This is a genomic window from Psychroserpens sp. Hel_I_66 (assembly GCF_000799465.1).
Classification (GTDB): Bacteria; Bacteroidota; Bacteroidia; order Flavobacteriales; family Flavobacteriaceae; genus Psychroserpens.
On the sequence record NZ_JUGU01000001.1, the window covers coordinates 1,397,264 to 1,410,616 of the forward strand.

At 35.0% G+C, this 13,353-nt stretch carries 10 protein-coding genes; 1 reads left to right on the forward strand and 9 read right to left on the reverse strand.

Features of this window, described 5'->3' with window-relative positions; all coding sequences use genetic code 11:
• Window positions 1-51: 51 nt before the first annotated feature.
• Genes GQ40_RS06325 through GQ40_RS06340 form a run of 4 tightly spaced genes read right to left on the reverse strand, consistent with a single transcriptional unit; the run spans window position 52 to window position 5,047 of the window.
• Window positions 52-1,206 (reverse strand): hypothetical protein, encoded by a 1,155-nt coding sequence (locus tag GQ40_RS06325; RefSeq protein ID WP_156115529.1) that lies wholly within the window; start codon window positions 1,204-1,206, stop codon window positions 52-54.
• 4 nt (window positions 1,207-1,210) lie between these two features.
• On the reverse strand, window positions 1,211-1,612 hold the full coding sequence (locus GQ40_RS06330) for a hypothetical protein (RefSeq protein ID WP_047546762.1): 402 nt from the start codon (window positions 1,610-1,612) through the stop codon (window positions 1,211-1,213).
• A 10-nt stretch (window positions 1,613-1,622) separates the two neighbouring features.
• Window positions 1,623-2,447: a hypothetical protein gene (locus GQ40_RS06335; protein ID WP_047546764.1), complete on the reverse strand. Its 825-nt coding sequence runs from the start codon at window positions 2,445-2,447 to the stop codon at window positions 1,623-1,625.
• A 5-nt stretch (window positions 2,448-2,452) separates the two neighbouring features.
• Entirely contained in the window at window positions 2,453-5,047 is a 2,595-nt protein-coding gene (locus GQ40_RS06340) for a hypothetical protein (RefSeq protein WP_047546766.1), read from the reverse strand.
• A gap of 258 nt (window positions 5,048-5,305) precedes the next feature.
• On the opposite strand from GQ40_RS06340, the gene GQ40_RS06345 reads away from it, so the two are divergent.
• Window positions 5,306-6,790 (forward strand): SLC13 family permease, encoded by a 1,485-nt coding sequence (locus GQ40_RS06345; RefSeq protein ID WP_047546768.1) that lies wholly within the window; start codon window positions 5,306-5,308, stop codon window positions 6,788-6,790.
• A gap of 52 nt (window positions 6,791-6,842) precedes the next feature.
• On the opposite strand, the gene GQ40_RS06350 is transcribed toward GQ40_RS06345, so the two are convergent.
• From GQ40_RS06350 to pabB, 5 genes are all read right to left on the reverse strand, one after another.
• On the reverse strand, window positions 6,843-7,829 hold the full coding sequence (locus tag GQ40_RS06350) for an aldose epimerase family protein (protein WP_047546770.1): 987 nt from the start codon (window positions 7,827-7,829) through the stop codon (window positions 6,843-6,845).
• Window positions 7,830-8,798 (reverse strand): YheT family hydrolase, encoded by a 969-nt coding sequence (locus tag GQ40_RS06355; protein WP_047546772.1) that lies wholly within the window; start codon window positions 8,796-8,798, stop codon window positions 7,830-7,832. It abuts the gene before it with no gap.
• Between the two features lie 32 nt (window positions 8,799-8,830).
• Window positions 8,831-10,471, reverse strand: a complete 1,641-nt coding sequence (ade, locus tag GQ40_RS06360; protein WP_047546774.1) for an adenine deaminase — start codon at window positions 10,469-10,471, stop codon at window positions 8,831-8,833.
• A 46-nt stretch (window positions 10,472-10,517) separates the two neighbouring features.
• A complete protein-coding gene (gene tilS / locus GQ40_RS06365; RefSeq protein ID WP_047546776.1) occupies window positions 10,518-11,849 on the reverse strand; it encodes a tRNA lysidine(34) synthetase TilS in 1,332 nt (443 codons plus the stop codon).
• Window positions 11,850-12,019: 170 nt separating this feature from the next.
• Window positions 12,020-13,336 (reverse strand): aminodeoxychorismate synthase component I, encoded by a 1,317-nt coding sequence (gene pabB / locus GQ40_RS06370; RefSeq protein WP_047546777.1) that lies wholly within the window; start codon window positions 13,334-13,336, stop codon window positions 12,020-12,022.
• Between the last annotated feature and the right edge of the window lie 17 nt (window positions 13,337-13,353).

The following is a 13,353-nucleotide window of genomic DNA, read 5'->3' on the forward strand; positions in this document are numbered from 1 at the left end:
GCTTAAATGTAGGAATTTTGATTGAACTAATTAGTTTTTGCCCAAATTTCTTTAGTTGCTGGAATTCAATCCAACCGAACCACCAAAATCAATTCCCCATTGTACGCCAAAAAGGGCTACTGTTTCTCCATCGCTTTTAAAGTTTTTTCCAAAACCTCCATTTAGTGTAAAGGCGTTATTTATTTTATACCTAATTGAGCCTATGGAGCGTTCTTCATTTTCATTATTAATATCTCTGGTAATATACTCGTAAGCAAAAGAGAGATTGTCGAGTTCAAATTCTAGTTTTGCACCATAATCTATAGCATCTTCAATTAATAAATCTCCAGAGTCTGGGTTGATGTTGAGGCCATCACGTAAATATCTAAATACACCATAAAAATGAATATGGCTATTGTCTCCAATAGTGGGTGTATAGAACGCCAAATCTCCAGATGCCCAAACACCCAATCGACCAAAAGCATCGTCTAAATCCTGACTTTCGTCACCCATAAAATGACTATAGGCCACAGCAACATCAAGTGCAAACAATGGTTTCTGGTTGAGTGTTTTTTCAAAATCGTCAACTATCGTATTGTAAGTATCGAGATTTGTAATCGCTGTATTTTTTTCCGAAGCACTTAAACTTGGATTTGCAAAAATAGTAATTACCTCTGGGCTTGACATAAATTGATTGTAAGTAGAATATTGCGAAATGACAGCCTCACGCTGTGTTTTGGTTTTAAAAGAAAGTAATCGTGTTCTCGCTCCAACAGACACAAACGATTGCGGATTTTCAAACACATTAAAATTACCGTTCATTAAGGCCAGAGATACCGATGCTCGCTTCCAGGCATCACCAAAAACATTATATCGCGTATAATCTTCAGGATTTAGATTATTTCCATTTGTTGTTTCTGGCTTAAGATTGTTATACTTAAAAAAATTCATGTTTTCCCGTTTCACATACCAATACGGTTGAAACTCTACTGCGTAATTATTGTTAGAAAGACCATTGGAGCTGTCTCCAGAAAATGCACTAATCGTTTGTATTGAAAATGCCTGGATATTCTCTGGAACAATAATATTTGAAGGTGTCAAATCCATCAACACAAATGCTGGAGAGCTTGGTGGCGCTATATTTTTTAATGCTACAGTTGGGTTTGGGGCTGATTGCGAAAAACCAAGTGAAGTCATTAAAAACGTAAAAAAAACTAAGTGCTTCATAATGTTATGTGAATTTTAATTCGCTTTCAAGAATACATGATTTATTTTCAAAAAAGGCACTAACTTTTACGCTCATCTCAAAAGCGCCTTCCTCGCCTCCATTAACGCTAGCCACGTAAGAATCTTCAATTTGCATTACCGCTAGATTAAATGTTTCCTCATTTGGAAACGGATTAAAAAACCTGCAAAAAGTCAACACCCTAAAAATCTTTGATTGCACTTCATTACCTCCATCCAACTGCTTCCAACCGGTTTTTTGCGTGGGATCAAATGGTGCAATTGTAGCATAAGGTACTTGATCATCTATGGAGTGGTATAAAAATGCGTAGCTTATAGGGATAGATTCCGTAGCAATAGCAACCTTTAATTTTATGGGCTTATTTGTGCCTACTTCGTATGTTTCCATAATTTGTGTTTTAAGAATTTAATACATCATCTATAACCGAATCCAGATCGTGATGATGTGAAATCCCACTCAACCATCTTGACGTATCATCATAATCAACAAACGTATTGAGCGCCTCCCTTACCATATGTCTATTTGTTGTTGGCAATTGATTGACAACGGTTTGCAGATTTTCTAATAATTGTAATGGTGTTATTTTTTCTTCGGAAAGTTTAAAAGCCACCTTACCTGTGAGATCCAAGAACTTTAGATAATTCACTTTCGTGGTTATTGGTGTGTTAATATTGAGCCTGTCAAATACATCTTTAGTATGACCTCTGGTTTGTGGTCCTGAAAGTCCGTCAATAATAACTGGTTTTCCGTAGATATATTTCAAAACCATTTGAAGATAAAGCGTTTCAGATTTTGACGATTCTTGATAATCGACCGCAACACTTGTATCGACATGCCAATGGTCTTCATGATTGGTGTAATAATAGTTGAGCACGATCCCGAAGTGCTTCCGAAGAAAAGATTCTATACCCAAATACAGTTCTTTGTGATGAATAAAATTATTGGTAATCAATGTTTTATCTTTCCAAAAAATAGCGTCGAGATCAAAAGCGGTTCCGTGACCATGTTGTCCTGGCTTATCTACAAAAATTCCTGCGGTAGTAATGACTTCTGGTTTTCCTAGAGGACAATTTGAAAACACCTCATCAAGAGCTTCTTTTAATACATTAAAAAAATTGGTGTCTATAGAAAAGTTGCGTTGCTCTCCTCGCGTTCCATAAGGATGGTTTACTAATCTTGCGTAATGTAATGGAATTTGGTTGATGGAGTTAATGGATTTCATAATGATTAATTTTGATTTTTTAAGAGTGCTTTGATTTCCTTAATTTGTTCTGTAATCAAGGTGCTTTCAATTACCCGATCGTAATAGGTGATGGTACTTGCGCTTAAATGCCTAGCTAAAGTTGGCTCGTAAGTTTCCCAAACAGAACCATTATCATTGATCTCACGTTTTACTTTGGCGTTTTCTCGATCTAAAAAATAATTAAGCTCTATAACCTGATCATCATCTATGATTTCTCCTCCTAAAAAGTTTTCAACTTCAGATAATTCTATTTGAAAAGGCAAATAAATAGGCACATAAGTCACTAATGGGTCTTTGCTCCAATCTTCTAAAAAGTCGTTTAGATAGTTTGGTATCTTATCTAAGTTTAAACCTGTTTTTAAGTCTGCAATGATATTATCCTGCTCTTTTTCATTTATTTTGAAGTGTGCTATATTTTTTTCCTCTTTAAACTTTTGAATGAGATGCCAGATGTAATTATTTCGACCGTTAATAATTTCTACAAACACTTTTTTGGTTTTGTTGAGTGTTGAGTCCTTAAGCAGATAATTATGTAAATCTATTGAACTTAGAAGTCCGCTATTATCAATAGCACCTGCATCAATATAATGACCATAGTTTTTTATTTTGGCTGCGGGACTAAGTGCAGGAAATCTATTGGTTGAAGACACTGCTTCGTAGTAAGCAATGGAGCCATTGTGCAATTGTGATAAGTTATCGGAATTATAAAACAATGTGGAATCACGAGGATATTTAACCGAATAAAACACACCTCGTTGCCCATTTGTTTTTGCTGTATTTATAATTAAGGACGGGAAATAGCCTTTTTTATTGTTGAAGATATTCGTTTTCCAATAGCTATTAAAAGAGGTCGAGTCTAAGACCATTTCAGTTCTATTTTCCAGAATATTTCGATAGGTCACCATTGAATAATAAGATCTGTCTCGATAGGCTCCAATTTTGTTAAACGGATAAAATTTTCTAAAAAAATCATATCCGAAAGCCAAGGCCAAATCCTTTGAAGCAAAATTCTCACTGGCAACTTCATTTATTTTTTGCTCAATAGCTTTATAGTCGCTTTCATATTCACCTCCCAAAACCGAATACAGCGATACGCCCATCATACCTCCCGATGCGCCAGAAAATGAAACCGTTTGATTGAGAAACTCTCCATCGGTATTCATTTGGATTTCATTTAAAACCTTCATGGTCCAGATGTTGGCTTTTAGTCCACCACCATGCGCAGCGACAAAAAACAGAGGTTGATCTGTTCGTTCTCTAAGCTTATCCTTAAACTCATCTAGTTGTAAAACGTCTTCATTCTCTACTGTTTTGTAAACCTGTAATTCGTGTATTAAACTTTCCGAAGAAACAGACACTATTATCAAAACTATTATGGCCAATGTAGCTATTGAGCTTATGAGTCTTCTTCTTAAATAAAATTGATGCTGCTCAGTCAATGGCAATAAACGATGCCTGTTTTTAGACATCACGCCAGAAGTGTATAAGTAACTTTTATTGGTAACGTAAGCATTTTTGTCTAAATCTTCTTTTTGAGTCTTAAAAATGGTCAACATAAAGAAATACTTCACCAAACAGGCTAATGTGTAATAGGCTATAAATAAATAGCACAATAAAATAAGCATGGCATTGGTGAGTTTCCAATTAAAATAAACCGCAAAATTACTATAGATTAAAAATAAAATAACCACAATTGCAAATACAAAATAGTAACGCAAATAGCCCACACTACTACTTATGTCATTAAAAAAGAAATATACATTGCGCACATAAACCCTAAAAGTTCTAAATAGGATATACATTAATGCCAATAAAAACGTAAAAATCTGTAATAGCCAATAGCCGGTTAAACTAAAATCCAGAACAATAATAAGCACTATTGAGGTAATTATCACCAACCCAACAAGTACTAAAAGCATTGTTACTCCTAATGTATAAAACCCTTTTTTACGATTTTTTGCGTTTTCAAGCTGTGTATCATTTTTTCCAGCATTGACAACGTCATCTTGATAGGTATCAAATTTATGTAATAGTATTATTAAAACAATTCCAGGTAAAACAGATAACAATAGTGTAACACCTTGGATCATAGCAATATTTTGACCACTAAAAACCAATTTTGGATAGAACGTTTGATAAATATAATAATGCCAGATTATGAAGATGACCAATCCCAAACAATGACGAAAAAATTTTGCCTTGAAATCTTGCTTGTAATCTCTATCTATTTTTGAAAAGATAAATATGGCGTAGCCAAACCACTTGTACAGGTACCATTGGTGATCATCTCGACTGTCGTTAATATTTTCTGCATAATAAATATATCGTGGATAATGGGATAATACAGATGCAAATACAGAAATAACAATAAAACAAAAAATCAAAGACGTTTTATCGGTCTCTATCATATCAACAAGCAAGGTATTGGCTTGTTCCAATGCCTGTACCAATAATAAAACAATACCTAAAAAGAGAAGACTTAAATAAGAAGATTTACCAAATTTACCAAAAGCAGAAATCACCTTATCGACAAACTGAAGAAAACGGACAGCTAACTTCCCTATATTTTTTAAAAACATAAAAATGATTTAAAATTATTATTAATTGTAACAAAATTAAATGGCTCTATTAATTAATTATAGGGATAATTAAGTGTCTAATTTACTAAAAAAATTAAAACTACAAACAAAATACGATAAAAATACATCCACACAACAATCTGTAAAACACATAATTAGATTATTAGCTTTTCGTTAAGTAAGCTCTTTTTAATCTCATACAAAACACCAATTTCAATCTCATGAAATTGTATATCTTAGTACAATCAATTTTGAAATATGACGCTCACCCAACGTATCGGACTTGTTCTTGGACCAACGCTATTCACCTCAATCCTGCTATTTTTTAAACCCGAAGGCTTATCGCCTCAAGGCATAGCTGTTCTTGCATCAACCGCTTGGATCGCTGTCTGGTGGATTACAGAAGCCATACCGATTGCTGTCACAGCATTACTACCAATTGTTTTATTTCCGTTATCTGGTGGGTTGGATTTATCCACCACAACCAGTGCTTTTGGGCACAAATATGTATTTCTTTATTTAGGTGGATTTATCATCGCCATTGCCATAGAAAAATGGAATCTCCACAAACGCATCGCACTCAATATCATAAACATCATTGGTAGCGATATACGTAAAATCATTCTAGGTTTTATGGTGGCTACCGCGTTTTTATCGATGTGGATTTCAAACACCGCAACTTCAGTAATGATGCTCCCAATTGGGATTGCCATCATTAAACAACTTAAGGACAATCCAAATACCATTGAAAACGAAAATTCTATCTTCGGAAAATCACTCATGCTCGCCATCGCTTATAGTGCCTCCATTGGTGGAATAGCAACTTTAATAGGCACACCACCAAATCTCGTGTTAGCTGGTGTTGTAGAAGATATTTATGGTTACGAAATTACGTTTTCGCAATGGTTCATATTTGGATTCCCAATTTCGATACTGTTGCTTTTTATCTGTTGGAAATATCTCACACGCTACGCATTTAAGTTCACACAAACCGAATTTCCTGGCGGAAAACAAGAAATAAAAAGACTCCTAAAAACTTTAGGAAACATAACCTACGAAGAAAAAGTGGTCGCTATTACGTTCGCTATCACAGCTTTTTGCTGGATTACACGTTCCTTTTTATTAAACGGTTTTTTACCAGCTCTAGACGACACTATAATAGCTGTTTTTTTTGCTATCCTTTTATTTTTAATTCCAGCAAAGAACAAAAAAGAGCAAATCATCAATTGGGAAGAAGTTGTCAAATTACCTTGGGGAATTATTCTCCTTTTTGGTGGCGGAATGGCTCTTGCGCAAGGATTTCAAACCAGCGGATTAGCAGAATGGATTGGAAACCAAATGACACTATTTGCTGGCATCACAACTATTTTACTCATACTTTTATTAGTAGCTGCAGTCAATTTTTTAACCGAAATTACCTCAAATCTCGCCACCACAGCAATGCTCTTACCAGTTTTAGCTCCAATGGCAATTACGGTAGACATCCATCCCTTTATTTTAATGGTTGGCGCGGCAGTAGCAGCATCTTGTGCATTTATGTTACCTGTTGCAACACCTCCAAATGCAGTGGTTTTTGGCTCTGGTTATTTGCGCATTCCCGATATGGTAAGCAAAGGTATTGTGATGAATATCATCTCCATAATCGTTGTAACGCTGTTTGTGTATTTTGTTTTGCCAGAACTTTGGGGCATTGTGGTTGAAGGGTTTCCTTCGGAAATTGGAAAATTAGACGATAGACTATAAATATCAGACCATAGACTGCTTACTCCTACTTAAATAATTAAAAGTCTTATTTCTAATGAATTATAGAAAATTTAAAACTTGTGATATTCTCATAAACTTCACTGGGTTGCAATAATGAGGAGGGAAAATCCATATGGTTTGGCGCATCAGGATAATTTTGGGCTTCAAAACAAATAGCAGGATAATCACTGTATTTTAAACCTTCCTTTAGCGATAGATTATCAAAATTTTGAGGTGTAAAAACCACAAGTGCTGGTTGGTTTGTGTCTACAATCATTTCGATTCCTGTTTCTTCGCAAATGAGCTTTGCACAAGACACTTCCGACGATAACATAAAGGTATCGTCGTAACCTTTAAATCCGTTTTTATTTATGATGTCAAGTTGTCGTCGATCCATTATCGTTCCTTCCGAAGATACAATCCTTCCAGTTGGAAGCGTGTTTTCATCTACCTCTAAATAACGATTGCTTGCTATTTGGAGTTTATGGTTTAAAATGGTTCCATTTCCGCAGAGATTAAAATAGGAATGGTTTGTTAGATTGACGTGTGTAGGCTTATCGGTTTGGGCATTGTAAGTAATGATGAGCTCGTTATTTTCGGTGATTTGATAGGTGACAGTAACTTTTAAATGTCCTGGATGACCTTCTTCTAAATGTGCGCTTTCATACGATAATTTTATGGTAGGATTCTCATTGCGCTCTACGCTCTCAAAATCCCAGTAGCGTTTATCAAATCCTTTAAAACCACCATGCAAATGCTGATGCTCACGTTGTGACAATTTATAAAATATCCCATCTATCTTATAACCACCTCCCGAAATTCGACCAGCATATCTACCAATAGAACTGCCCAAACATCGATTTTGATCGAGATAATCATCTTTTAAATAATCTAATGGTGAGGATAGACCAACAACAACTTCGGTAAAAGCTCCCTGTTTATTTGGCACTTTCAAACTAATGATGGCAGCACCAAAATTGGAAACGTGGAGTTCCATCCCATTGGCGTTGGAAATTATTGCGGTTTTTAGGGTTGACATTTAGTTATGGGTATCAAATTGCCTTACAAATTCTAAGGCTCTTTTCTCGTTGTAATATACATCGCCTTTTTGAATAAAACCAACATGACCTCCATAATTTGGCATTTCCAAATACAAATTATCATTGTGTTTAGCTTCTTTGACTGGGTAGCATTCCGAAGATAAAAAAGAATCGTTTAAGGCATTTATGATTAAGGTGGGCACTTTGATGTTGGGTAAAAATTGTAGGCTACTGGATTTGGTGTAATAATCCAAAGCATCTTTAAAACCGTGCGCTTTTGAGGTGTAAAAATCGTCAAAGGCTCTCAAGGTTTTTAAGGTTTTAAGGTGTTCGTCTTTCAGTTGTTCTGGAAATTGTTTTTGCTTAATTTTTAATTTATCGATTAAATGTTTTCTAAATCGAATCGCAAATGGTCTGTTTTTAAGTTTCTGTAATTCGGTTGAAGACCCATCTAAATGAACAGGGACAGAAATCCCAATGCCTGCTTTAATTTCCTGTGGTAAAACCCTATCCTCTCCTAAATATTTTAATACCACATTACCGCCTAAGCTAATGCCCTTAATATAGATTTTTGAGTAGTTTTTGTTTTTAATACAATGTTGAACTATATCATCCAAATCTTTTGTTGCGCCAGAATGATAACTATGATAAAACCGGTTATCCTCACCGCTACAACCTCTAAAATTCATACAAACCGCATCCACTCCATTTTGGTTAAAAAGCTTTGCTGTTGCTGTAACATAAGGTCGTTGTGCGTGACCTTCAAGTCCGTGAAGAAGTATGATGACTTGGTTTGATTTTTCTGCGGAATAACTCCAATCCAAATCCAAAAAATCTTCATCACGAGTTTCAATGCGCTCTCTTTTTTGTTCTATTTTCACTTTACGCAAAATCCCAGAATATACCGTTGAAACGAATCCGTTTTTGAATTGAAATAAAGGTTTGAAAGTGGATTGTAAAATTGGCATTTTTAAAGGTTAGCAGTGGTCAGTTTTCAGTTTTACTCTTGCGGTACTATCAAAGATGTAAATTTAAAATCTTTTCCGTTAAACAACCCTTTGTCGCTTAGTTTTAATGAAGGAATTACCAACAACGCCATAAAAGACAACGTCATGTATGGTGCAGTTAATGTACTGCCCAATTCTTTGGCCATTTTGTCAAGTGCTGCATAGTGTTTACCAATGGTTTCTCCATCTTGATCGCTCATTATACCTGCAACGGGTAACGGAACTATTTTTTCTTCGGAAGTATTGACCGCACAAATCCCTCCTTTGTTTTCAATGATGAGATTTACTGCTTTGCAAATCATCTCGTCACTAACGCCTACCGCAATAATATTATGGGAATCATGACCTACGGAAGACGCTATGGCACCTTCTTTTAAGCCAAAATTTTTAATAAATGCCATTGCAGGTTGATCATTATTATAGCGATTAACAACAGTCATTTTTAGAATATCGTTTTTAGTGTTAGATACTAAATTTCCGTTTTCTATCGTTGCTTCTTTGATGAGTTCATTGGTTACTAATTGACCTTCAAGCGCTTCAATCACTCTGATTTTTTTTGTTTCCGCAGAACTTTCCGAAGTGATTCTAAATTCTGAAACGTCTTTTTTTGTGGTATTGAAATTATTTAAATTTTCAAAAGCAACGGATTGAAGTTTAGAATTTCCGCAGTCACTCACCAACTCACCATTAATGTAAGTTTGAAGTACTTTAAAATCTTTTAAATCTTCAACGATAATACAATCGGCATCATCACCTTTTTGCAATAATCCAACATCGAGATTGTAATGCTCAACAGGATTTACACAAGCAGCTTGCAACACTTTAAAGATGTCAATCCCTTTTGCCACTGCTCTGGTGCACAATTTATTGATGTGATCGACGATTAAATCATCCGGATGCTTGTCATCACTACAAAACATCATATTTTCATAATGCTCAGGCATTAAATCTATAAGCGCTTCAAAATTTTTGGCAGCACTACCCTCTCTAATGAGAATTTTCATGCCTTTTTGGAGTTTTTCTAAACCCTCTTCGTACGTAAAACATTCGTGATCTGTAGAAATCCCAGCATTGATGTATTTTGTAATATCGCTACCAACAACACCTGGCGCATGACCATCAATGGGTTTATTATAGTGTTTTGCCCATTCCAGTTTTTTGAGCACCTCTTTATCATCAAATAAAACGCCTGGATAGTTCATCATTTCTGCGAGATATTTAATGTCTGGATTTGCCATGAGCTGTTTAATTCCGTCGGAATCTATAACTGCTCCTGCAGATTCAAAATTAGTTGCAGGCACACAGGAGGGTGCGCCAAAATTGAACTTAAAAGGTGTTTGTTTTCCGTTTTCTATCATAAAATTGACACCTTCAATTCCAAGAACATTCGCGATTTCATGAGGATCTGAAATGGTCGCAACCGTACCGTGATTTACTGCAATTCTCGCAAATTCTGTTGGCACCAACATAGAACTTTCAATATGAATGTGCGCATCGATAAATCCAGGCAAGATGTAATGATCAACATCGTGATCTTTTTCCTCTATACTTTTAATTTTCCCTTCGGAAATGGTGATTTCGCCTTTGAAAATGCGGTTGTTTTTTATATCTACTATTTGGCCTTTTAATATCAATTTTATGTCTTTATTATGAATTCCGTATCAACTGCGAAATGAGAATTTAATTTAGTTCAATCTTTAAAATATCTTTTGTTTTATCGGTCACTTTAAAACGCTCGTCTGCTCTACGATTGATGACCCAAACAATTTTATCTTCGGAAATGAGCAACCACACATGTTCCTTATCTATCATTGACAATTTATCATCCTTAAAATATTTACTCAGCTTCTTTTTACCTTTCATCCCAAAAGGATAAAACACATCACCTTTTTGCCACTTCCTAAGTTTTAAAGGATATTTTATTTTGTGTTTATCTACAAAAATGACATTGGTTCTTTTTCCGAAGATGGCATCTGCCTCATCGAAAAATAAGATTCCTATAAGTGTAATTACTTTTTTGTCCGATTCATTTATTGTTATCAACTCTTCGCTTCGCTCTAAATGATTTTCGTCGAGATAATTTAATTTAGTTAAGATTAAATGCTCTCTGTCTTTTAATAATCTGTGGGTTTGGGATAAAACGTATTTTCCAGACTGGGCGTCTAATAAATTGACGACATCCTTCCACTCTGTAAACCCATAATCCTTGAACATTTCATAGAGATATGCCTTAGAATTATTGACTTTTTTAAATTCGGAAATTTTAAATTGTATTTGATTGTCGTCTATGTTTTCTATTGCTCGCTTTGCGACTGCGTTTAAACTTTCATCCACAATATCTGCGGTGTCATTTAAATTTTCCAACGTTTTTTTAAAATTTTGAAGTAACTCTGGATTGACTTCCTTTAAAACAGGAATAACACGATGTCTCAGTTTATTCCGAAGGTATTTATCTTCTGCATTACTACTATCTTCTCGCCATTTTAGGTTATTTTCTTTGGAATAATCCTCTAGTTCTTCACGAGAAAAAGGTAATAAAGGTCTAATTATATGGTCGTTAATTTCAGGGATTCCTGTCAATCCGTTTAGTCCTGTGCCTCTCGTGAGATTGATTAAAAATGTTTCTAGATTATCGTCTGCATGGTGTGCTGTTAAAATGTAGTCGTAGTTTAGATTTTCTGCGAGATCAAAAAACCAATTGTAACGCAATTCCCGAGCTGCCATTTGGGTTGAGAGCTTGTTTTGTTTAGCATAGTCTTCCGTAGAAAAACTTTCGATGAACACTTCTAAATCTAGTCTATTTGCTAATTCAATTACAAAATTTTCATCCTCGTCACTTTCTGTTCCGCGTAAATTAAAATTGCAATGTGCTAGAGCGAAATTGAGTTTTAATTCGTGACATAAATGTGTTAACACCAAACTATCCAATCCGCCAGAAATAGCGATTAAGAGTTTGCTTTCTTTTAAGAAAGTCAGGTTTTTTGTGATATGGTTTTTGAACTTTGTATGCACTTTGTAAAGTTAGATTATTTTAATTCTCTTGCAAAGTTGATGTTATTACTTGTTATTCTCGCAATGTCGCAAAGCTGTGTGTGATTCGTCTTTTATATAATCTTTTCATAAAATAAAAGGGCGTTTACAATTGAGTCAAATTTTGCGTCTCTGCACCATTGTGAGAAAAATCAACCTTCTAAAACCTCTCGCATCGCCTTAGCCTTCACCAAACATTCCTCATATTCCTTTAATGGATCACTCTTAGCAGTTATTGCTCCACCAACCGAATAGGATACATATTTTTTAGTCTCATTATATAAAATACTACGAATGACGACATTAAAATCAAAATCATTATCTGGTGAAAAATACCCAACTGCTCCAGAGTAAAGTCCACGTTTGGTTTCCTCCAATTCTTCAATGATTTGCATTGCCGAAATTTTTGGTGCTCCCGTCATGCTTCCCATTGGGAACGTTGTTTTTATAATATCAACAGGATGCGTGTTCTCATTGACTTGAGACGTCACTGTTGAAATCATTTGATGAACCTGGTCGAACGTATAAACCTTACAAAGCTCCTCTACATTAACGCTTCCTTTTACTGCTGTTTTTGAAAGATCGTTTCGTACCAAATCTACAATCATTATGTTTTCGCTTCGCTCTTTCATATCTTCGGAAAGCATCTTTTTCAAAGCCTCGTCCTCTTGTTGATTTTTAGAGCGTTTTGCGGTTCCTTTTATGGGTTGCGACGTGATTTTCAAGCCCTCTTTTTTGATGTATCGCTCTGGAGACGCAGACATTAAATAATGACCATACGATTTAAAAAAAGTCGCAAATGGTGGTCTTGAAATCGCATTTAGTTTTTGATACGTCTCAAACGGATTGATTACCGTATCTTCTGCATAAAACTCTTGGCAAAAATTAGCTTCATAAATATCACCTCTGTGAATATGCTCCAATAAGGTTTTGACCTTACTAAAATAATCGTCTTTATGAATGCGAAGTTTTATTTTAATATTATTTTCTTCGGAAATTGGAACTCCAACTGACCTCCCGACTACGCTTTGAGTGACAATTGAATTTATAGTTTTTAGATCATTTTCCAATTCATCTTCAACCATATTTAAATAATGTGTTTCTAGCACATTTCCGTGGAGAAAAAAAAGCTTTTTTGGCTGAAAGAAAAACAAGTCTGCAAATCCTAAATTATCATGGTTTTTTGATGATAGTTCCTCGACATCATTTTTTAGGTCGTACGATAGATAGCCAAAAATCCAATCATTCGTTGACGTCTGGTATTCCTTTAATTGATTGAAGGCATCAAAATAATCGGTTTGGAAAACAGTAAAAGCCTCAACTGCCAAAACTGCATCGTAGCTTCCATGTTTTTGTGTGTAATCGTTACTATCCAACCAAACGACTTCATCAAATTGCTGACTCCATGTCAATAATTTTTTTTTATATTGGTCACTGTTTTGTATGGTTGTTATAATTTTTTTTCTCAATTGTAAGCTTTCTGGAT